This is a genomic window from Flavobacterium bomense, from assembly GCF_003970355.1.
The window spans coordinates 100,249-120,924 of sequence record NZ_RYDJ01000007.1 but is presented as its reverse complement, the minus strand read 5'-3'; the positions used below and the strand labels follow the sequence as shown (position 1 = coordinate 120,924).

Below are 20,676 nucleotides of genomic sequence, written 5' to 3'. Positions count from 1 at the left end.
ATGTTTTTAGCTGATTTTACGCCATAAAAACGAAAAACATAATATTCTAAAAAACAGGCCTGATATGAAATGGACAATATCCTTTTATCTTATACTAGCACTAAATTTGGTAGGTTATAGTCAAAATAATGATGAATCTGAGAGCATCAAAAAACTACTTGAAAAAGAGTCTGCCACATGGAGAGCTGGCGACAGCAAGGGACATACGGACTGCTGGTACATTCAGCCCTACAGCCGAATATTAATTTCAACTGGAGACGGAACCGTACTCGACATTCCGCCTACGGCTATGATTAATACAAATCCGGAAGCAATGGGTAACGGTGGCTATTCTGTAAATACAAATTACAAAATGAGTATTCATAAGGACAACGCCTGGGTAAGCCACAACGAAGAGTCAACGGCCAAAGATGGCAAAAAAACGTTCTCGTATGAAATTCGGTTATTAGAAAAAATTGATGGACACTGGAAATTAGTGGGGCAATCCATTCATATTTCTAAACAAACAGGTGAATAACTTGTAATTGAACTGCAGCTTACACTTTTTTTTTAATTAACACTCGGCAACTGTCTATTAATCACAAAAGACAAATACATCAACATTAATCAAGGTTCTGAATCTGCATTATGCTTTTTTAAAGCGCGCTTAATCATGGAAAAATATGCAGAAAAGCCATCGATTTCATTATAAATATCCAAAACTAGGTGTGTAAATACGTTAATACTACTGAAGAAACTACTTTACAGCAGATTTTTTATATCGTTTTCAAAGCTGCAATAAGCAAATCGATATCTTCTTTAGTATTATAATGGCTGAATGAAATGCGCAAACTTGGTTTCTTTAAATCGTCATTCGAAAGCATTTCGGCTAATACATGAGACGGTTTTATACTCCCGGACTGGCAGGCGCTACCGCGGGAAACTGCTATCCCTTTCATGTCTAAATGAAACAAAATCATCGCTGTCTTTTCGTCTGAAAAAGGCAGTAAAACATTTAAAACCGTGTAAAAACCATCGCTATTCCCATTAATTTCGAAACCTGGAAAATCAATTTCAAGCTTGGTAATTAAATAACTCCGTACTTCAGAAATGTGCTTTCGTTCCGTTTCTAAATTGGTGTATGAAAGTTCCAGAGCTTTTGCCATTCCTGCAATTTGATGTAGAGCCTCAGTCCCGGCGCGCAATCCTTTCTCTTGTTCGCCACCAAAAAATAAGGGTTGCATTCCTGAATTTTTTCGAATAAATGCAAAACCAACGCCTTTAGGTCCATGAAATTTATGCGCACTGGCCACGATAAAATCTATAGATAAATTTTGCAAATCTATGCCGGTTTTCCCTATGGACTGTACGGTATCCGAATGAAACAAAGCACTGTGCTCTTGACAAATACGGCTTATTCGTTCTAAATCTAAAACAGTTCCAATTTCATTATTCACATGCATCAAACTGACTAATGTTTTCTTATCCTGTGATAATAACTCCACTAAATCAGTAATATCAATTGCTCCATTTGACTTTATTGCTACATAATCAATCTGAATTCCATACTCTTTTTCTAAAACTAAAGCCGTGTACAAAACCGCATGATGCTCGATTTTACTGGTAATGATTCGTTGCACTTTCAAGTCCTTAACGGCTGACCGAAGAATCCAGTTATTGGCCTCGGTACCACAGGAAGTAAAAATTATTTCCTGCGCAGTGGCATTCAGGTTTTTGGCAATTGACTTTCTGGAAAGCTCCAGAACATTTTTTGCAGAACGCCCTAAGCTGTGCGTTGAAGATGGATTTCCATAATCTTCCGTTAATACTTTAGTCATTTCCTGGATTACTTCGGGACGAATAGCAGTTGTAGAAGCGTTATCGAGATATACTTTTTTCATTTTTTAAATTATAAAATTATTTTAAAACTGGTATTTCTGAAGGGACGAGTTTTAATTTTCGGGGAAAAAGCAGTTTTTCATTAAAAACAACAATTGAAACCAAAATCAGCAAATAAGAAAACAATTGAAGCGAGCTAACCTGCTCGTTATAATAAAATATAGCCAACAAGAAATTAATAATCGGGTTAATATAAATCATAATTCCCACCGCGGAAGAGTTGATTCCTTTGAGCGCATAAAGATTTAGAAACAAAGGGATAATCGTAAAAAAAAACACAATCAGGAACATGTAGCCGTAAAACAGAGGCTCTACAGGAATTGTTCCACTGTATTTTGGATAAAAAGGGAGCAGTACAAGTGCCGTAAAAATCAATTGAATCGTCAGGCTGAGGAATTTATCTAAATCATTATTTTTACGTTGACTCACTAAATACAGTGCATAAGTAGCAGCCGTAATAAGACTGTAGAATATATCCTGAAAATGATTAAAGGATAATAAAACGCAACTAAATACACTAATTAAAACAGCAATCCACTGCCATTTGCTCAGCGTTTCTTTCAACATGAAAAAGGCAAAAACAGTTGTTACAATTGGACAAATTAAATACGCCAACGAAGCCGCATTTACACTTACGTGATTCATCACATAAATGTAAACAAACCAGTTTGAGGAGAGAAATATACCTCCGCCAAGTGTTAGCATAACAACACTCTTCTGTTGTTTGGGAGGTATCGTCTTGAAGTGATTCCAGTTTTTACGCATTACATTTCTACGGAAAACAACATTGATCAACACCATGGTAATGGCACTAAAAAACACTCGGTAAAATAATATATCCAGCGACGGATAATTGTGTAAAGGCTTTAAAGCAAAACTAAAAAAACCCCAAACAAAAAAAGCTAAAAAAGCAGCCGAATAATATTTGTTAAGTCTCATCTATCGTATTAAATTTAGACAAAGATACTGATTTCAATCGGCTTTAAATTCTCACTATCTTTCAATTTTATAACTATTAAAACAGGTACTTAATCACTTAATTGATAGTTGCTAAAACACAATATCCTGTTAAATAATCTATTTTTAAGCGGTTATGCATTTGGAATAAATTAAAAATTCTATTTTTGTTTTAAATTTTATAAAATGAAAAGAATTGTTAGCCTGTTGGTTTTTGCATTGCTCCTAAACGGATGTGATGATGGAGATTTAATTCAAGAAACCATCACTTTTGAAGATGTAGCCACACAAAATTGCACGACAAATGGGATCATTTATAAATTAAAAGATAGCGAAGCGTTAATTCTTGAAATAAAAAATGTTGTTTTTCCGACAGAAACAAGTGTGCAAGAACTGGATATCAATGGTACAAATCGAGTTTTTTACCGTTTTTATAACGGAACTGTCACAAATGCTACAATTTGCGAAACTATTCCTCCGGCAACACCTACAGTTACAGGCCAATGGACCGCAACTGGCGGGAAAATTGTAATAACTACAACGGCAATAAAACCCCTAAATCCTGATGATAACAGTACTAAAATTACAGGATACAATCATAATATAAAGTTCAAAAACATCACTTTTGATAAAGGAAACGGAACGCAAGTGTACGAAACATTCTTTTTTGGAGACTATCAAATAGCAGCAACACCGCTGCCTTTTAGTTTCAATAAAACATTGGAACAATGTGCTACTTCCAAACAATTATACGATTACAACAGTAGTGAAGCGCTAATTCTGGATATTGATGCCAGTTTAATCGTGAATGCCGTAACACCGCTGAACACTCCTAGAACCGGATTGATAGGCGACACAGAAAACAAACTGACGTATCGTTTATTCTCTGGCTTGGTTACAGGAAATTATTTTTGTAATACTACTTTTCCTACTACTCCGACATTTAGTGAAGAATGGATTGGAGTGTCAGGAATAGCAAATACCAGCGGTATTATAGAAGTAACAACTACAACAAATGGATCAGGTTTTAGACATACTGTAGTGCTGAAAAAAGTAAAAATGAAGAAAGGAAACAGTGATTTTATTCTAGGTGATGCTTATATTTATGGAGATTTATTGACTACCAATTAGGGGCCAAAAAACTTATAATTTCAGATAAGAAAAAGTTGTTTTCATGGTTACAAAAAAGGGTCTAATTTAAGAGAATTTCAAAGGAGAAATCATCTTAAATCAGACCTTTCGTTTTGGAATTAAAAATTAAAAATGAGCTTACATAGCGCTTTGCTTAATGAAAACTTCTGTTGCTCCTTGACCGTATTTTTGATAATTACCTTCTTGAAAAGCGATGTTATCATACCGTCCCAATAAGAAATCTAGCTCTGCTTTCAAGACTCCTTCCCCGACTCCATGTATAAAAACAATCTTTGGAATGCGATTTTTAATCGCAAATTCAATATGGCGTTTTGCTGTTTCAGTCTGTAGCGTCAGAATATCATAATTCGACATTCCGCGTTTATTAGGCACCAGTTTTCCAATGTGTAAATCAAATTCAGGAGCTGGAATTTCGTGTTTAGATTTCCTTTCTTTTACAAAACTACGGGGTTTTGGAATCTCTTTCTCTTTTGCAATTTCACTTACATTTATTCTTCTGATTGAATCCATTAAGTTACTGGAATCGTTTATTTTAAGTAATTCATTGACAATAAATGTCATCGTAAAACCATCCTCCGTTTCTATCGTAACCTGCTGGTCTTTGACTGACAACACTATCCCATTCATCGCTTCATCCAGCACGGAAACTTTATCTCCTTTATTGAACATTTTCGTCTTCTTTTTCTTGATTTTTACTCGGAGTTTTAGCACTCAACTGCATCATTCCAATCATAAAAACTACAATTGCAACAACCATGATGTACACGTTTTTTTCGGCACTCACCTGCTCGTATAAAGCAACTGTGATGGCGAGAATCATTATGGGGATTATATATTTTTTCATCTTTTAAAATATCAGATTCCAAAAGTACTGAATTTAAAATTACTCTATTTACTCTTGATAAAATTTCTTACTTTTACGTATACTTGTAAAAAAGAAAAAAAATTGAATATAGAAAAATACATGCTCCCGTGTTTCAGTAAAACACTCTTTGGAATAGAGTGTTTGGGCTGTGGTTTTCAGCGAGGATTTTTATTGCTTTTACAAGGCGATTTTGGAGGTGCCTTCGATAGGTATCCGGCAATTTTCACGACCTTATTATTTCTGGGAATTCTGGCTTTGAATTTCATAGACACCAACAGAAACTACAAAAAAATAATTATCGGCGCCGCTGTCCTTAATGGTGTTTTTATGATTGCAGGGTATTATTTTAAACACTACTAATGAGTTTCTTTTTATCCCCTTTACAGCAACAACAATTATTTGATTCGGGCTAGGATATCATTCATCATTTCGATTTGTACTTTCTGAATTTCAATTAATTCTTCTTGCTGATGCATAATCAAATGATCCAGTTTTTCATGAAGCATTCTGATTTCAAGTTCTGATTTCAAATTAATCATATAATCTTTTTTAGCTCTTTCCCGATCTTTTTCTTCCTGACGGTTTTGGCTCATCATAATTACCGGTGCTTGAAGTGCAGCCAAACAGGACAAAATTAAATTCAATAAAATAAATGGATACGGATCAAAACCTTTATTCAGCAGAATATAAATATTAGCCAAAATCCACAACAAGATAAACACCCCAAAAAGAATGATAAATTTCCAGCTTCCGCCAAAAGCAGCTACCTTGTCTGCCACTTTTTGCCCTACGGTTCGATCACCATTTTCATCCTCTACAGTATTCACCAGCGATTTATCTTCGCTTAAGGAACCGATTACTTTAGCCTCCAGATTAGACAATTCCCCTATTTCGACCAATAAATAATTCGAAATATATTTTTCCCGATACCTATTAAGTTCACTTATTGCTAATAATTTATTGGCATCAAAATCAGGATAATCATTTTGAATAAGTGCTAATATTGGGTTCCGTATGGTCTTAGCAGCTACTTTATCCGCTATTGGGAATACCTTTTTAGAAATGTCACTTATAAAAGTCGAATTACTTTTCATAGCTAGTTATTTATTGGCTAATTTAAAAAACACTTCTATCGAAACTAATAATCAATTTGTATACCTTGAAAATATAAACAGTCTAGCAATAGCTGTTTATATCTTAAAATTGTAAAAAAAGCTATTGATTTAATTTTTATTAATTCCAATTAACGGATATAACAAAAATTTCAATTGCATTCAAAAGCGATAAATTTAACAAAAATGTGGCAATAAACAAGATAGCTTTATTGACTAAAAACAAATAATCCAAAATTGTTCAATACCTTTACCATTCGTTTTAAAAACCATGAAAATGCCACTGAATTATAAAAATATTCCTTTCTGCTATTGTTGTTGCTATTTTTAAAATAAGCTTGTTAAAAATAGTTTTTATAAACGAATACTTATCAAATTTAGTCAATACTCGGATTATTACAAATCAAACACAACACACCCAATAGCATGAAATCTCAAACAATACTAGATTTAATAGGCAATACACCTTTAGTTGAATCTACCCATTTGATACAAAATGACAAGGTAAAACTTTTACTGAAACTCGAAGGAAATAATCCAGGCGGAAGCATAAAGGATCGTGCGGCATACAACATGATCAAATCAGCATTAGAAAGAGGAGAAATCAAAAAAGGAGACAAGTTAATTGAGGCAACCAGCGGCAATACCGGAATTGCTTTGGCAATGATTGCCCAATTATTCAATATCGAAATCGAATTGATACTCCCGGAAGATTCCACTATAGAACGTACGCTTACTATGCGTGCTTATGGAGCTACGGTCATTCTAACGCCTGCTGACACCGGAATAATTGGTTCCAGAGATTATGCTGATAAAAAGGTAGCCGAAGGCGGATACATAATGCTCAATCAGTTTGCTAATGATGACAACTGGAAAGCACATTACAAAACCACAGGTCCGGAAATATGGAATGATACGGAAGGAACGGTAACCCATTTCATATCAGCAATGGGAACTACAGGGACAATTATAGGAACGTCAACGTATTTGAAAGAGCGGAATCCAGAAATTCAAATTATTGGTGCGCAACCCAGCGACGGTTCGCAGATTCCGGGAATCAGAAAATGGCCTCAAGAATATTTACCTAGAATTTTTGATGCTTCAAAAGTAGATACCATCATTGAAATTTCGGAACAGGAAGCACGTGCTATGACCAAACGTTTGGCACTTGAAGAAGGCATTTTTGCAGGAATGAGTAGTGGCGGTTCCGTGGCTGCAGCACTAAAAATAGCAAATACAATAGAGTCCGGTGTGATTGTCGCTATCATTTGCGACCGAGGCGATCGGTATTTGTCTTCCGATTTATTTGATTAAATACCAATACACTATAAAATCAACCTTCCTTTTCTCTATCTTTCGGATAAGAATGGAAGGTTGTTGCGTTTTACTGCACTACCACTTATTTACTGTTTTCAAAATTTCTAATCCGGTTACAAATGAAAAACATCCAATTTATTTACAGCATCTTATTTTTATCAATCGTTATGGGAGAAACAATACAGGCGCAGGACTGGCCAAATTTAAGCAAATACCAAGAGCAGAATGTTGCGCTGAAACCACCAGCAGCTGGACAACAACGAATTGTCTTTATGGGTGATTCCATAACCGAATTCTGGAGTGCAACCAATTCTGAATACTTTTCAGGAAAACCATATATAAATAGGGGTATTAGCGGTCAAACAACCCCGCAAATGCTCATCCGTTTCAGAGCTGATGTTATTGCTTTACAGCCAGCCGCAGTACTCATTTTAGCAGGAATCAATGATATTGCCGGAAATACAGGCCCCACAACATTAGATAGGATTGAAAACAATATTATTTCGATGGTTGAATTGGCACAAGCAAACCAGATCAAAGTTATTTTGTGTTCCGTATTACCCGCTTTTGATTTTCCTTGGAAACCCAATCAAAATCCGGCTGAAAAGGTTATGGAGCTTAATCAATTACTAAAGAAATATGCTGATGCGAATGGAATTATCTACCTGGATTATTTTTCAGCTATGGTCGATGAGAGCAACGGATTAAAAGCTGCCTATTCCGGTGATGGAGTACATCCTAATAAATTGGGCTATCAGGTAATGGCGCCTCTGGCTGAAAAAGCGATTGCGCAAGTTCTAGCAATGAAACACTAAAGCACAATTTTGTGCCTAAAATCTTTTCCTTTTCCCTAACTTTGAGAAAACTAAAAAAAATTAGATGAAATCAACCTCAATTCTCTGTTTGTTCCTACTATTATTCATTACTCATGCCAATTACGCACAAACCACCGTCGATGATCCCGAAATAAAAAAAATGGTGGCTGAGGTACAATCGGAAAATGTGGAAGCTACGGTCCGAAAACTAGTGTCTTTTGGAACCAGACATACCCTAAGCGACACAAAAAGTAACACTCGCGGTATTGGCGCAGCGCAACGCTGGGTTAAATCGGAATTTGATAAATATGCTTTGGCTTCTGGCGGCAGACTAACTTCGGTTATTGACTTTTTCACCATCAAAGCAGATGGAAGACGTATTGCCACCGACAGCCAATTGGGTAATGTCATGGCAACCTTAAAAGGAACTGATCCTACGGACGATCGTGTATTAATTATAAGCGGCCATTTAGATTCTCGTGCTTCGGATGTCATGGATGCTAAAATTGATGCGCCAGGTGCTAATGACGACGCTTCCGGAGTAGCCGCCATGATGGAACTGGCCCGTATAATGAGCCAAAGAGAATTCCCTTTTACACTGATTTTTGTGGCTGTAGTTGGTGAAGAACAAGGATTATACGGAGCTAAGCATTTAGCGGATGTTGCCAAAGAGGGAAAATGGAATGTTATTGCCATGATCAACAATGATATGATTGGAAACAGTTTATCCAGCGGTACTTTATTACGAGACAATACTAAAGTGCGCGTTTTCAGTGAAACAATTCCATTCTTAGAGACAGAAGCCGAGTCAAAAATGCGTAAATCGACCAATCGTGATAATGACAGTCCATCCAGACAACTAGCGCGATACATCAAAACGGTTACCAATCAATATGTGGAGCAACTGGATATTAATTTAGTGTATCGCAACGACCGTTTCTTACGTGGTGGGGATCATACTCCTTTCAGTCAAAATGGATTTACAGCTGTTCGTTTTTGTGAAATGAACGAAAACTACGACCACCAACATCAAGATGTTCGAAAAGAAAACAACATCCAGTACGGCGATCTTGCAGAATTTATGGACTTTGAATACATGAAGAAAGTAACCTGTTCTAACTTGGCTACGTTCAGTAATTTGGCTTGGTCTCCAAAAGCACCAACAAACGTAGGAATTGAAGTAAAGGATTTGACTAATTTTTCTACTTTAGTTTGGACCGCACCTGAAGGGAAATCGGTTTATGGATACAACATTCTTATTAGAGAAACGGCATCCCAACATTGGGAAAAAACAATTTTTGTACAAGATACTAAAGCTGAAATCCCATATTCTAAAGACAATTTTTTCTTTGCTGTTCAAGCAGTTGATGCATTAGGACATTCCAGTTTACCGGTTTTCCCTTTGCCAATTCGTTAAAACACTAGAAGGTTTTAAACAATTAAAGTAATTTTTTATAGACACGTTTTTATTAATGAATCTTACTTGATGGTTCAACACAACAATAAATAAAAAAGCGTTTGCTTATGCAAACGTTTTTTTTTTATGTTTCCCATTTATAAATTAAGTATAAATGGTAAATATCAATGATCCGAAAATAATTAAATCAACTCTTTAAAATATTGCAGTAAAATACTGTCGTTTTTCAAGGTTGGTGTGAAAATTTCCAAAATACTTGGTTTTTCATTTTGAGCATACAAAGCAGTCAAACTTATTGCTAAACTCGCCTCATCACTGGCAATACAGTATTCAAAACCATACATTTTAGCCAAATGTTCCGCAGTTAAACAATGTGAAGTTTCAAAGAAGGTATTAAAAACCGGTGTTTCTTTGTGTCCGGGTAAAATCCTAAATATTCCTCCTCCACCGTTATTAATCAATATAATCTTGAAATTTTTTGGAATGTAATTGTTCCATAATGCATTGCTGTCATACAAAAACCCTATATCACCTGTTATAAAAACCGTTTGTTTTTCATTGGCAACAGCCGCACCAATAGCCGTAGAAGTACTGCCATCGATTCCGCTGGTACCGCGATTGCAATATACTTCAATTGAAGGATCAACAGCTACTAATTGCGCATACCGAATTGCTGAACTATTACTGATTTGCAATTGACTGTTCGTTGGTAAACACTGCATCACTTTTTCGAAAACTTTAAAATCTGAAAAAGGAATTTTGTTTAAATAAATATCACTTTTTAGCTTTCGCAGCACTTTAACTGCGTCTAATTGCTGAAAATAATTACTTTCTGTTGCTTTTGTAAGTGGCAAGAAAGTATCAAAAAAAACATTTGGGTCTGCTTCAAAATGTTTGGTCAAAGCGCCAAACGTGTCGTAAGCTCTTAAAGAATCAATATGCCAATGGTGTTTTGGTTTGTGTTTTCTTAAAAAAGCCTTGATTCGTTTTGAAACGACCATTCCTCCAAAAGTGACTAAAATTTCCGGACTAAAATTTTCAAAATCGGCATTCGTAAAAGGCGTTATTATCGTGTCTATAGTATTGATGAAAGTATCGTGATGCAGGTTAGAAGTCGTTTCGGTCAAAACTACAATCGAAGCGTCTTTGGCGAAAGCCTCAATTATTTTTGTATTGATAGCATTTGGGGTATTCACACCAACCAAAATCATTTTTTTAGTGGAGTTGTTCCAAATTGTTGCAAATTCCGAAACGTCTTCTATGGAAATCGTCTGAGTCACTTTTGCGGAAGCGATACTATTCACTTCGATTGAAAGTTCCGAAACGGTTTCATACAATGGTTCTTCAAAAGGCGCATTGATGTGAACGGGGCCTTTTTGAGTGATGGCCGCATTGATCGCCGCATTGATTTTTAAATCATTTGCCACCGAAACATTCTCAAGTAAATTAGCATTGTATAGCGAATGGTTTTCGAATACATTTTCTTGCCGAATCGTTTGGCCGTCACCAATATCAATCTTGCTTTGGGGCCTGTCTGCCGAAATCACAATCATAGGAATCTGGCTGTAATATGCTTCCGCAAAAGCCGGATAATAATTCAATAAAGCCGAACCGGAAGTACACACTAAAGCCGCTGGTTGCTTGGTTTGTTGTGCTATTCCCAATGCAAAAAAAGCAGCCGAACGCTCGTCAGCAATACTGTAACATTGAAAAGCGGGATTGTTTACAAAACCAATTGTGAGCGGGGCATTACGAGAACCTGGAGAAATAATTATGGTAGTAATTCCTTTGGCCAAACAGATTTCAATAATGCTTTGTGCCAAAGGTATTTTAGGGTAAATCATTGTTTTAGTTTGAAAAAAACAAAGATACAAAGATGTGAAGGTTTTTCTCTAATCTTAAATAGTTTTCTTAAATTTGAAGCAAAATATATTCTTTATGGAAATCAAAATAAGACCGGCAGTTTTTACCGATTTAGATACAATATTGGAGATCATCAATCACCAAATACTGCACAGTACTTCGATTTATGATTATGAGCCCCGTGATTTTGAAACCCATAAATTGTGGTTTGAAGACAAAATAACTAATGACTTACCTGTTATTGTTGCTGAAACTGAAAATGGAACAATTGGGTACGCTACTTACGGAACTTTTCGTCATAAAATAGGATATCGTTTTACGGTAGAACATTCTGTTTATGTTGCGGAGGAGTTTTTAGGAAAAGGCGTTGGGAAATTATTACTGGCTGAACTAATTCAATTGGCAAAAAAACAAAAATACCATACAATGATTGGCGTTATTGACGCCGAAAATAAGGGCAGTATCGCTTTTCATAAAAAATATGGGTTTGAAACCGTTGGCGTTATTAAAGAATCCGGTTATAAATTTGATCGTTGGTTGAGTTCCGTTTTTATGCAATTGATTTTAGAATAATTGAATTTGTACCAGCATATAATAGTTTATTTATTAAACATGTTAGGCTTTAAAAAATTTATACCTTTAAGACTTGCCACTTTATAGTATATTTGCACAACTAAAAATTTCATGGACTACACCTTACTCTCCTCGCCTTTACAGGGATTTACTGACTTTCGTTTTAGAAATGCCCAAAACAAACTTTTTGGAGGAATTGATACATTTTACTCGCCTTATATTCGATTGAACGGAAAGATGGTAATAAAACCTTCGTATGAACGAGACCTGCTTCCTGAAAATAATCTTGATTTAGAAGTTATTCCGCAAGTGATAACAAACGATGCCGATGAATTTTTATTTGTAGCCAAGTACGTTCAAGAATTGGGATATAAAGAATTAAACTGGAATTTAGGCTGTCCGTATCCTATGGTTACTAAGTCTGGTATGGGTTCCGGATTGATCAGCAATCCCGATAAAATAAATACTATCCTTCACAGAGCGCATACTGAATCGGATATTATTGTCTCTATGAAAATGCGTTTGGGGTATGAAAACAGTGAAGAAATACTGGATGTTTTACCTATTTTAGATACCTATCCAATCAAGAACATAGCGATTCATGCGCGTATTGGCAAGCAATTGTACAAAGGTGGCGTAAATCTAGATGCATTCCAGCATTGTGTTGACAACACCAAGCATAAATTGTATTACAATGGCGACATAACCTCCGTGGCTAAATTTCATGAAATGCAGCAACGCTTCCCAACCATTGACCATTGGATGATTGGCCGAGGATTAATATCAGATCCTTTTTTACCAAGTATGATAAAAAACAATACTTCAGAATATCCTGCAAACAAAATAGAATTATTCAGTGCGTTTCACGATACTTTGTATGCTATTTATAGCGAATCACTTTCTGGATCAACCCATATTTTACTAAAAATGTACCATTTATGGGAATACTTTTCGGCTACGTTTTCAAATCCGCACAAAGTTTTAAAGAAAATAAAAAAAGCACAGAGTATTCGGAATTACGAAGCAGCTGTAGCCGAAATTTTCAAAAATGAAAAATTCTAAGGAAAAAAATAAACGATTAAGAAATTAAGAAAAACTAAGCTCTGATTCTTAATGTAACTTAATTTCTTGATAGTTAAATTTAATCGAAGCTACATTAATACTATAAACAGCAAAAAAAAGAGATTTTCATTTGACTGAAAATCTCTTTTGATTATTTACATAATAATTAGCAAATTAGTTACATAAAATTATGCTTTAATCCAATTCAATACTTCCGGATCCGTTACTAATGTTCGTGGAGCGATCACTTTTTCTAATTCACCTTTTTCATTGATTAGGTATTTTTGAAAATTCCATTCTACAGTGGAATCTTGTAATCCGTTTTTAGATTTTTGAGTCAAAAACTGATAAATAGCAGCCATATCCTCTCCTTTTACAGAAACTTTGTCCATCATAGGAAACGTAACACCGTAATTCATTTGACAAAAAGTAGCAATTTCATCATTGGTTCCTGGCTCTTGTGACGCAAAATTATTAGCAGGAAAACCCACAATCACTAATCCGTTGTCTTTGTATTCTTTATATGTAGCTTCAAGATCTTTGTATTGAGGAGTCAGTCCACATTTTGAAGCCGTATTCACAATCATGATTTTTTTTCCTTTCAAAGAAGCAAAATCAAAACTGTTTCCTGATAAATCTTCTACTTTAAACTGATAAATGGTTTCTTTTGCAATTGGAGTTGTGTTCATATTTATTTCAGATTTTTTAGGTTGTGCCTGATTTTGGCAACTAAATAACAGTAAAGCGCAAGTAGCTATAAATACACTATTTTTCATAATTGAAATTTTTTATAAAATTAGATAAATATTTGTTTTGTCAAAGTAATTTTTTGTTAAACAACAGTTAAAAAAACAAGGAGCCTAACATTATAAAAATGCTAGACTCCCAAACAAATAAACAACAAATCTTACTGTGGTATTTAAAAAGTATACGTTATTTTTCCTTTCATGAAGAAAGGCGTTCCTGGAGTTAAATGAATTTCTTCGACACTTTGTGGTTCATTTTGTAATCTGGATTCAGTGGCAAACTGGGTTTCGTTCCATTCAGTATCAAAAATATTTTCTACTGAAATTCCAAAATTCATATTCTTATATTGATAGTTAACATTCAAATCGGATATAAAATAGCCTTTGGCAACAATCGAATTATCTTCATTTGCCGGGCGATTTTTTAGATACCGATACCGAATTCCTCCCGAAAAACCATTCACTTTTTGGAAACTTAATCCTCCAGTTGTGGTAAAATCCGGTGCTAACGGAATGTAATCCTGCCCTTTGGGCTCATCAATACTTCTGGCATAAGTATAATTAGCATCCGTATCAAAATACAACCAATCGTTCAATTGATACCGCAATCCTAGTTCAGCACCCATGCGTTTTGATTGTCCGCTTGGTTCAACAATTCCGGCATCTCCCACATAAACAAATTCTTGTTCTAAGTACAAATACCATAAAGCGGCATTGACAATCAATTTTGGAAATGGTTTAAAAATGGTCCCTATATCCGTTCCTATTGCAGTTGGTAGTATTTGTTTCCCATTGTTTTGAACCACCACACGGGCATCATTCGAATGGAAACCCATTCCTGATTTTATAAAAAACTGCAAATTGTTATTTTGTGAATAAATAAAATTCAGTTTTGGAGAAAACTTTACTTTCGATTCGGATGCTGTTTTATAATTTTCCATCAATTTATCCTGATAATTGAATTTGAAATAATCCAATCGAATGGCCGGATTAATTATCAGTTTTCCAAAAGTAAACTCAGAGTTCAAATACGTAAACAAATTAGACTCATCAATATCTCCTAATTGTATATTTTTAAGAACGGTCCTTCTATTCAACGTATGCGAAAGTTCCGTATCAGTAGTGGCATCCGCACGGAAACCAGCTCCAAATTGGAACAAAACATCGGTATCATTCCATTTCGTTTTCTTGTTCAACTCAGCATTCATTCCATAAATATCCCTGTTTTCCTTCTGTTTAATCTGGTCCCCATTGATGGGGTCATTTAGGAAAAAAGTAAAGTTAGAATACAATTCAAATTCATATTTTGAATAAAAAGCATTTGCTTTCAGAACTGTATTTTCGTCAATAGATTTACTCAAACTGGCATTGAAGTTCGTTCGGGATGTATTTCCGCCTTCAGTATCGTCAACAGAGCCAAATCTTGAAATCGTTCCATCATCAATCAGCCGTTGCGGAATTTGGCCTGAAGCATCCCATTTGCTGGAAAAGCGAGAAGCCAAGATTGAAAACTTGCTGTTATCTTTCAAAATAGCCGAATATTTTCCTAATATGTTAATTCGGTTAAAATTCTGAGGAGATTCAAAGGGACCGTCTGTCAGGATATACTCTGTGGCAATATAAGCACTTTGTGTTTTTTGATTCCCTAAAAGGTTAAAAAGCCCAACTGTTCTTAAGGTATTGAATTGTCCGACTTCGATACCAATACTACTTTTTTCAATTTTGTCTTTAGTTTGGAAAGCAACGTATCCCGCCGTAGCAAAATCCCCTTTGTTGGCATAATACGTTCCTTTTCCAAAATCTATTTTTTCTACTGTTTCCGGAATTACAAAATGCAAATCGGCATAACCTTGACCGTGAGCGTGAGACACCATATTAACCGGCATTCCGTCTACTGAAATAGCAATGTCTGTACCGTGATCAATATCAAAACCTCTTAAAAATATTTGCTCTGCTTTTCCCCCACCAGCATGTTGTCCGATAAATAATCCCGGAACTTTTCGAAGAATTTCTTGCGACGAATTTACAGGAGTGGTTTCTAAATCTATTTTTGAAATGACATTCATCGCCGAAAGTTTTGGTTGAATAACAATTTCATTCAATCTAAAAATATCGTCTTCCATCACAATTACCTCCTCGGAAAAATTCAGGATGAAATTTGTTTTTTTATACCCTAAAGCAGTTATTTTGATTACATCTCCCAAAATCGTTTTATCCAAACTAAACAATCCAAATTCATTAGTGTGGGCATGACTCTCAGAATTTGTATTGACTAAATAGGCATTTTCAATTGGATTTCCATCACGATCCAAAATTTTTCCCTTTTGAATTTGGGCGTAAGAAGACAGCCCAAAAAGGGATATCAATACTAAAACAATATTTTTCATAATGAATTATAATTGGTTTACCTTTTTCTCAAAGTTAGGCCCCAATTCATATAAACTAGAAAGTAATTCGTCCTTGATAGGTTTGGTTTTGAGTGGTAAATTATTCGATTTATAAATCATCGCTAAATGGTATTGAATCTTTGGCTCAAAGGATTTCCCTGCTACATGAAGCTGAGCAATTTCTAAAGCCTTTTTATTATCGCCTACATTTAAGTACGCCCAGGCCAATAAATCATAAGAATCAGCAGTGGGCCTGTGTGCTACTTCAATCTTAGCAATTTCTATTGCTTTTTGCGCCGTATTTTTGTCCTCAGCATAAATCAAAGCATTGTATTTGTTGTACATTGCACCATAATTATTTTTCTCCATCATCGAAAAATAAGCGTTTCTATTTTTTATTTCTTCACTTTTATTTCCATCAAATTGAGCAATTTGAGATTTTAATAAATAAAAATCTGGAGTGTTGTGTGTGGTGGCAATAGCATCAATAATTCGATTCGCCTCTTCAGTGTTTCTTTCTTTCGAAAAAACAATCCAGGCAATTCCTTTTAGAGCATAGGAATAATTAGGATCTAGTGCTACTGTTTTTAAGAAACTGTCATACGAATCCTGAATTCTGCCAGCATGACCATAAAAATCACCTAAGTTCGAATAGGACCAAATTTTAAGCACCTTATTATCTTCTTTCTCAGCAATATCTCTGGCTTTTTCCATAAAAGTAATAGCTGTTTCAAGATCGCCTTTGTGATCGTTCCATTTTGCCAAGCGAATCAAATAATCAAAACTATTCATATCCCTAATCACATTCAAATTTTTGACTGCTTCCGGATAATTCCCAAGTTCCATTTGAACGTCGAAAAGTAATTTTTGAGTTTCTTTTTTTCCTTCACCTATAGCTAATGCTTTATTAGCTAATACCAACGCTTCTTTAAAACGATGCTGAGAGATATAATTTCTTGCTAAAGATCGAACCGTTGACACTCTGGAATAATCGTAGGCTTCGTTCGATTGTATTAATAATTCTTCCGTTTTATATAGGTTTTTAATATCGCCTGTATATTCAAAAAGGGTACTGTAATTAGCCGCTATCTGACTTAAATAACTAATTTGATTGGGTGCTGCATCGAATTTTTTTTGCCAAAAATCAATTTCATTCTGAGCAAAAGTCACTGATTTATTATCTTTTAAACCCAGATATTTCGTGTAATCATCTGCATTTGTAATTTGTTCTGATTTAGTCTCGCAACCGAATATTAATAGGATTGTGAAAACCAAAAATGGAATTATTTTTAAAGTTTTCATACTCTAATTATTTTGTTTGTTTGTTTGTTTGTTTTAAAAATAAAAAAACAGAGCGAAGATTATTAAATAAAGTGCTCTGTTTTTTTAAGAAAATACTACCAAGCAGAAGCTAGGTATGGGAAAGTTGTGCTAAATGTTTTATCATTTGAATTCACATTATCTTTAGTAAGCCCTGGATTTGAAGTACCCGCTGATCCACCAAAAACCAATAATAATTCCACATCGATTACATCATCAGCCAAAGCTCTTCCTGTCAAAATATTAGTCCCATCAAAGAAAGTTGTTTTTGCTGTTTTAGAAACTCCTAATACATCTGTAGCTAAAAGACCGGTAAACTGAGCAGCCGTTTGTCCTAATGCATTTGTGGTATACCCTGGATTCAAGGCCATTAATCTAGATTGAAAAACAGATTGATATTTAGCACCCATTGCTGAAGGAATGGTACCGTTAAATTCATCTTTAGGAGATCCTGAAGCAATAAATACAGTGTTTATTGCCGGTCTAGCCATTTGATCTTGCTGTACAAAAGTACCTGTGAAATTAATACTTGGTTCAGAAACAGAATCTGAATCGTTATTATCACAATTTACTGAAACAACTGCAGTTATTAATGCGATTGTTATAATTTTGAATTTATTTGTTTTACTCATGACGTTTGTATTTAGTTATTTTAAAAATCGTAGATTCCGATTTCATACTTTAAAATTAAAATAGTTATTGTTTTTTCTTGGTTTCTGCCCAAACATTTACTGTTCCTGAAGTACCTAGCATTGCTTTAGGAACTTCTACAACTACTGAAAGCACATTAGTCCCTGCAAAAGTATCTGTTCCAGGATTCTTGAATCCAGTTGCTGTACCAGCAAGAATAGCTTTAAATTGACCTAAGTCAAAAAAGAAGGGATCGTCTCTTGGTCCTGCAAAAAATTTCATTCCATTATTCTCTGCCGTTAATGCAGCAGCTCCATAAGAAGATATGGTAACACTTCCTGAGGCAGCAGCCGTTTTAATCGTGCTTGAAGTTCCTGGAGTACCTGGAGCTACCGGACCAAAGAAATACATCTTGTCATCTCTTTTGATAGCTTGGATCACTAAATCCTCAACATTGTCACCATTGTTGTCAATATTAATTTCGATCATTGTGTTTTCATCGAATTTTGCAGCACCCGTTGCATTTGGACTTAACAAGCCTTGTGTATTTACAGCAAAAACTAAATTATTAGTGTCTTGCCCTTGAAAAGCGTACACGTCAGTAATATCATTTGCACCACCCGATGCTGTAGCAGGAGCATCAATGTGATCCGCAGCTACTAAAATTAAGCCTGAAACCGCCACTAGCGAAAGACCTAAAATCATTTTTGATTTTTTCATTTTATTATAAATTTAAAAGGTTATACAAGCATTTACGGGATTGTACTTGATTTGGTTTTTTTTAACCCTAAAAAAAAATAGACTTTTATTTAAGTTACTTACAATCAATATTTTAAATACTTAAATAAAATTCAATTATTTTAAAAATTATTTTTTTTGGTATTACTAATCATAAAAAAGGTCAATTGTAAAGTAAGATTGTATAAATTTGTAAGAGATAAATAAAAAATAGTATGAGCCAAGAAGAATTGTTAGTCTTAATTTACAAGAAAGATGAAAGGGCATTTACACATCTATATGATATGTATTCGAAAAGCTTATTTTCCGTGATCAATGTTCTCGTAAAAAACAGAGAAGAAGCTGAAGATGTACTTCAGGATGTATTTGTCAAAATCTGGAAAAACATTGATTCCTATCACGAAAGTAAAGGTCGGTTCTACACATGGATTCTAAATATTGCCAGAAATACCTCTATTGATAAATTACGTTCTAAAAATTTTAATAACAGTCAAAAAAACCTTTCTTCAGATAATTTCGTAAATCATTTTGAAGACAGCAACAAACTGTCTGACAAAGTGGATACAATAGGGTTGCAGGAATTTGTAAAAAGACTGAAACCAAAATGTATTCAAATAATAGATTTACTTTTTTTTAAAGGTTACACCCAGCAGGAAGCTTCGGATGAGTTGGCAATACCTTTAGGAACTGTAAAAACACAAAATAGAAATTGTATTAATGACCTACGAAATTATTTGAAAGTATAATGGAAACAAAAGAATATATTGAATCAGGAATTCTGGAGCTTTACGTTTACGGTTTACTGAGTGAACCCGAAAACGAAGAAGTTACCACTATGGCGAAAAACAGTCCGGAAATAAATGCAGAAATTATTGCTATTGAGAAAGCGATTATTGCTATATCATCCAGCTTTTCACCCTTTCATTCTGTAGCTAATTTCGAAAAAATAAAAGAAAAGCTAGAACTTAAACATGCTCAAGTCATACCATTACAACCTACTAACAATAGAGCTCAGTACATTGGTTGGGCTGCAGCTATACTATTATTAGTTGGTATTGGGTACCAATACAATCAACTGGATCAGACCAATACACAAGTTGCTACTACAGCAATTGAGAAAGCTAAATTAGAAAAAGAATTTAATGTCTTAAAATTAAAAAATACAACAATTGAAACGAGTTTAGCCGTTGTAAGGGATACTAAAAATACAGTAGTAGCTCTTGGAGGGCAAACTGTAGCTCCGGAATCCTTTGCAAAAGTATACTGGAATCAAGACACCAAAGTGGTTTATATTGATGCTGCAGGCTTGCCAGAACCGCCAGAAGGAATGGTATATCAGGTTTGGGCGTTAAAATTAAGTCCGCTGACTCCTACCAGCATTGGATTATTAGAAGATTTTGATGTAAATGAACAAAAATTATTTGCAGTAAATAATGCTAATGAAGCGGAAGCCTTTGGAATTACATTAGAACCCGCAGGCGGAAGTTTGACTCCTACAATGGAACAATTATACACCTTAGGAAAAGTATAACTAATTCCTTTTTTGGATCAATATAAATAGGCTATCTCAAAAGGACAGCCTATTTATATATTCAAATTAACAGAATAAGCATTCTATTTTTACGATTTTCTGGTTTTTAATCCATACTATGTAATTTCAAAAACCTGTTTTTAAAGCCTTTCATCAAAAGCAAATAAAGCTTTAGCCTTCTTCAAGACAAGACTTAGTGCCGCTAGGCCATCTATTTGACGAAGTAATTGAAGTGAGTATACATCAAATTATCCTCAAAGCACAACCAAATCCGAAAAACAAGAAGTTATTCCGGGAGAAAGAAATTCCTATT

21 protein-coding genes are annotated in these 20,676 nt (G+C 34.7%); 10 read left to right on the top strand and 11 right to left on the bottom strand.

What is annotated here, in order from left to right:
• Positions 1-64: 64 nt before the first annotated feature.
• The gene (locus EKL98_RS08265) at positions 65-517 is read left to right on the top strand and encodes an endo-arabinase (RefSeq protein WP_126454498.1); all 453 of its coding nucleotides are present in this window, start codon (positions 65-67) and stop codon (positions 515-517) included.
• A 238-nt stretch (positions 518-755) separates the two neighbouring features.
• On the opposite strand, the gene EKL98_RS08260 is transcribed toward EKL98_RS08265, so the two are convergent.
• A complete protein-coding gene (locus tag EKL98_RS08260) occupies positions 756-1,880 on the bottom strand; it encodes a cysteine desulfurase family protein (protein ID WP_126562011.1) in 1,125 nt (374 codons plus the stop codon).
• Positions 1,881-1,896: 16 nt separating this feature from the next.
• Positions 1,897-2,817 carry an EamA family transporter gene (locus tag EKL98_RS08255; RefSeq protein WP_126462217.1) on the bottom strand — a complete coding sequence of 307 codons (921 nt, stop codon included), beginning with the start codon at positions 2,815-2,817 and terminating at the stop codon, positions 1,897-1,899.
• Positions 2,818-3,021: 204 nt separating this feature from the next.
• On the opposite strand from EKL98_RS08255, the gene EKL98_RS08250 reads away from it, so the two are divergent.
• Positions 3,022-3,966 (top strand): hypothetical protein, encoded by a 945-nt coding sequence (locus EKL98_RS08250; RefSeq protein WP_126554266.1) that lies wholly within the window; start codon positions 3,022-3,024, stop codon positions 3,964-3,966.
• 138 nt (positions 3,967-4,104) lie between these two features.
• On the opposite strand, the gene EKL98_RS08245 is transcribed toward EKL98_RS08250, so the two are convergent.
• Together EKL98_RS08245 and EKL98_RS08240 are read right to left on the bottom strand one after the other, a co-directional pair.
• Positions 4,105-4,656, bottom strand: a complete 552-nt coding sequence (locus EKL98_RS08245) for a Smr/MutS family protein (protein ID WP_126562010.1) — start codon at positions 4,654-4,656, stop codon at positions 4,105-4,107.
• Positions 4,646-4,831 carry a hypothetical protein gene (locus tag EKL98_RS08240; RefSeq protein WP_126462226.1) on the bottom strand — a complete coding sequence of 62 codons (186 nt, stop codon included), beginning with the start codon at positions 4,829-4,831 and terminating at the stop codon, positions 4,646-4,648. The genes EKL98_RS08245 and EKL98_RS08240 overlap by 11 nt, the downstream gene beginning before the upstream one ends.
• Before the next feature lie 102 nt (positions 4,832-4,933).
• Here EKL98_RS08240 and EKL98_RS08235 point away from each other — a divergent pair, with 102 nt between their 5' ends.
• The gene (locus tag EKL98_RS08235; protein WP_126462229.1) at positions 4,934-5,212 is read left to right on the top strand and encodes a DUF2752 domain-containing protein; all 279 of its coding nucleotides are present in this window, start codon (positions 4,934-4,936) and stop codon (positions 5,210-5,212) included.
• Positions 5,213-5,247: 35 nt separating this feature from the next.
• Here the strand turns inward: EKL98_RS08235 and EKL98_RS08230 are convergent, their stop codons facing one another.
• Positions 5,248-5,946 (bottom strand): DUF1003 domain-containing protein, encoded by a 699-nt coding sequence (locus EKL98_RS08230; protein WP_126462232.1) that lies wholly within the window; start codon positions 5,944-5,946, stop codon positions 5,248-5,250.
• 444 nt (positions 5,947-6,390) lie between these two features.
• Here EKL98_RS08230 and cysM point away from each other — a divergent pair, with 444 nt between their 5' ends.
• The 3 genes from cysM to EKL98_RS08215 all read left to right on the top strand — a co-directional run bounded on the left by cysM (position 6,391) and on the right by EKL98_RS08215 (position 9,513).
• A complete protein-coding gene (gene cysM / locus EKL98_RS08225) occupies positions 6,391-7,278 on the top strand; it encodes a cysteine synthase CysM (protein WP_126454514.1) in 888 nt (295 codons plus the stop codon).
• Positions 7,279-7,400: 122 nt separating this feature from the next.
• On the top strand, positions 7,401-8,096 hold the full coding sequence (locus EKL98_RS08220; protein ID WP_233589392.1) for an SGNH/GDSL hydrolase family protein: 696 nt from the start codon (positions 7,401-7,403) through the stop codon (positions 8,094-8,096).
• Positions 8,097-8,160: 64 nt separating this feature from the next.
• A complete protein-coding gene (locus EKL98_RS08215; protein ID WP_126562009.1) occupies positions 8,161-9,513 on the top strand; it encodes a M28 family metallopeptidase in 1,353 nt (450 codons plus the stop codon).
• 182 nt (positions 9,514-9,695) lie between these two features.
• Here EKL98_RS08215 and menD read toward each other — a convergent pair whose 3' ends face one another.
• Positions 9,696-11,357, bottom strand: coding sequence for a 2-succinyl-5-enolpyruvyl-6-hydroxy-3-cyclohexene-1-carboxylic-acid synthase (menD, locus tag EKL98_RS08210; protein ID WP_126562008.1), 1,662 nt, complete (start codon positions 11,355-11,357; stop codon positions 9,696-9,698).
• A 94-nt stretch (positions 11,358-11,451) separates the two neighbouring features.
• Between menD and EKL98_RS08205 the strand changes: the two genes are divergently transcribed.
• Both EKL98_RS08205 and EKL98_RS08200 read left to right on the top strand, forming a co-directional pair.
• The gene (locus EKL98_RS08205) at positions 11,452-11,949 is read left to right on the top strand and encodes a GNAT family N-acetyltransferase (RefSeq protein ID WP_126562007.1); all 498 of its coding nucleotides are present in this window, start codon (positions 11,452-11,454) and stop codon (positions 11,947-11,949) included.
• Between the two features lie 111 nt (positions 11,950-12,060).
• Positions 12,061-13,011, top strand: a complete 951-nt coding sequence (locus tag EKL98_RS08200; protein ID WP_126562006.1) for a tRNA dihydrouridine synthase — start codon at positions 12,061-12,063, stop codon at positions 13,009-13,011.
• Positions 13,012-13,199: 188 nt separating this feature from the next.
• Here the strand turns inward: EKL98_RS08200 and EKL98_RS08195 are convergent, their stop codons facing one another.
• The 5 genes from EKL98_RS08195 to EKL98_RS08175 all read right to left on the bottom strand — a co-directional run bounded on the left by EKL98_RS08195 (position 13,200) and on the right by EKL98_RS08175 (position 18,814).
• Entirely contained in the window at positions 13,200-13,787 is a 588-nt protein-coding gene (locus EKL98_RS08195) for a glutathione peroxidase (protein ID WP_126562005.1), read from the bottom strand.
• Between the two features lie 143 nt (positions 13,788-13,930).
• On the bottom strand, positions 13,931-16,144 hold the full coding sequence (locus EKL98_RS08190; RefSeq protein ID WP_126562004.1) for a TonB-dependent receptor: 2,214 nt from the start codon (positions 16,142-16,144) through the stop codon (positions 13,931-13,933).
• A gap of 6 nt (positions 16,145-16,150) precedes the next feature.
• Positions 16,151-17,446 carry a tetratricopeptide repeat protein gene (locus tag EKL98_RS08185; protein ID WP_126562003.1) on the bottom strand — a complete coding sequence of 432 codons (1,296 nt, stop codon included), beginning with the start codon at positions 17,444-17,446 and terminating at the stop codon, positions 16,151-16,153.
• A gap of 95 nt (positions 17,447-17,541) precedes the next feature.
• Positions 17,542-18,096, bottom strand: coding sequence for a DUF4331 family protein (locus EKL98_RS08180; RefSeq protein WP_126562002.1), 555 nt, complete (start codon positions 18,094-18,096; stop codon positions 17,542-17,544).
• A 64-nt stretch (positions 18,097-18,160) separates the two neighbouring features.
• Entirely contained in the window at positions 18,161-18,814 is a 654-nt protein-coding gene (locus EKL98_RS08175; RefSeq protein ID WP_126462256.1) for a DUF4331 family protein, read from the bottom strand.
• Positions 18,815-19,047: 233 nt separating this feature from the next.
• Between EKL98_RS08175 and EKL98_RS08170 the strand changes: the two genes are divergently transcribed.
• Together EKL98_RS08170 and EKL98_RS08165 are read left to right on the top strand one after the other, a co-directional pair.
• Positions 19,048-19,578, top strand: coding sequence for an RNA polymerase sigma factor (locus EKL98_RS08170; RefSeq protein WP_126462259.1), 531 nt, complete (start codon positions 19,048-19,050; stop codon positions 19,576-19,578).
• Entirely contained in the window at positions 19,578-20,363 is a 786-nt protein-coding gene (locus tag EKL98_RS08165; protein ID WP_126462262.1) for an anti-sigma factor, read from the top strand. Before EKL98_RS08170 ends, EKL98_RS08165 begins: the two co-directional genes overlap by 1 nt.
• Positions 20,364-20,676: the final 313 nt, after the last annotated feature.

Excerpts from the sequence above, each read along its gene's own strand:
- EKL98_RS08255 (WP_126462217.1), bottom strand. The coding sequence starts at position 2,817 with ATGAGACTTAACAAATATTATTCGGCTGCTTTTTTAGCTTTTTTTGTT.
- EKL98_RS08240 (WP_126462226.1), bottom strand. The coding sequence starts at position 4,831 with ATGAAAAAATATATAATCCCCATAATGATTCTCGCCATCACAGTTGCT.
- EKL98_RS08190 (WP_126562004.1), bottom strand. The coding sequence starts at position 16,144 with ATGAAAAATATTGTTTTAGTATTGATATCCCTTTTTGGGCTGTCTTCT.
- EKL98_RS08170 (WP_126462259.1), top strand. The coding sequence starts at position 19,048 with ATGAGCCAAGAAGAATTGTTAGTCTTAATTTACAAGAAAGATGAAAGG.
- EKL98_RS08245 (WP_126562010.1), bottom strand. The coding sequence starts at position 4,656 with ATGTTCAATAAAGGAGATAAAGTTTCCGTGCTGGATGAAGCGATGAAT.
- EKL98_RS08195 (WP_126562005.1), bottom strand. The coding sequence starts at position 13,787 with ATGAAAAATAGTGTATTTATAGCTACTTGCGCTTTACTGTTATTTAGT.
- EKL98_RS08220 (WP_233589392.1), top strand. The coding sequence starts at position 7,401 with ATGAAAAACATCCAATTTATTTACAGCATCTTATTTTTATCAATCGTT.
- EKL98_RS08250 (WP_126554266.1), top strand. The coding sequence starts at position 3,022 with ATGAAAAGAATTGTTAGCCTGTTGGTTTTTGCATTGCTCCTAAACGGA.
- EKL98_RS08185 (WP_126562003.1), bottom strand. The coding sequence starts at position 17,446 with ATGAAAACTTTAAAAATAATTCCATTTTTGGTTTTCACAATCCTATTA.
- EKL98_RS08230 (WP_126462232.1), bottom strand. The coding sequence starts at position 5,946 with ATGAAAAGTAATTCGACTTTTATAAGTGACATTTCTAAAAAGGTATTC.
- cysM (WP_126454514.1), top strand. The coding sequence starts at position 6,391 with ATGAAATCTCAAACAATACTAGATTTAATAGGCAATACACCTTTAGTT.
- menD (WP_126562008.1), bottom strand. The coding sequence starts at position 11,357 with ATGATTTACCCTAAAATACCTTTGGCACAAAGCATTATTGAAATCTGT.
- EKL98_RS08215 (WP_126562009.1), top strand. The coding sequence starts at position 8,161 with ATGAAATCAACCTCAATTCTCTGTTTGTTCCTACTATTATTCATTACT.
- EKL98_RS08205 (WP_126562007.1), top strand. The coding sequence starts at position 11,452 with ATGGAAATCAAAATAAGACCGGCAGTTTTTACCGATTTAGATACAATA.
- EKL98_RS08180 (WP_126562002.1), bottom strand. The coding sequence starts at position 18,096 with ATGAGTAAAACAAATAAATTCAAAATTATAACAATCGCATTAATAACT.
- EKL98_RS08175 (WP_126462256.1), bottom strand. The coding sequence starts at position 18,814 with ATGAAAAAATCAAAAATGATTTTAGGTCTTTCGCTAGTGGCGGTTTCA.
- EKL98_RS08265 (WP_126454498.1), top strand. The coding sequence starts at position 65 with ATGAAATGGACAATATCCTTTTATCTTATACTAGCACTAAATTTGGTA.
- EKL98_RS08200 (WP_126562006.1), top strand. The coding sequence starts at position 12,061 with ATGGACTACACCTTACTCTCCTCGCCTTTACAGGGATTTACTGACTTT.
- EKL98_RS08260 (WP_126562011.1), bottom strand. The coding sequence starts at position 1,880 with ATGAAAAAAGTATATCTCGATAACGCTTCTACAACTGCTATTCGTCCC.
- EKL98_RS08165 (WP_126462262.1), top strand. The coding sequence starts at position 19,578 with ATGGAAACAAAAGAATATATTGAATCAGGAATTCTGGAGCTTTACGTT.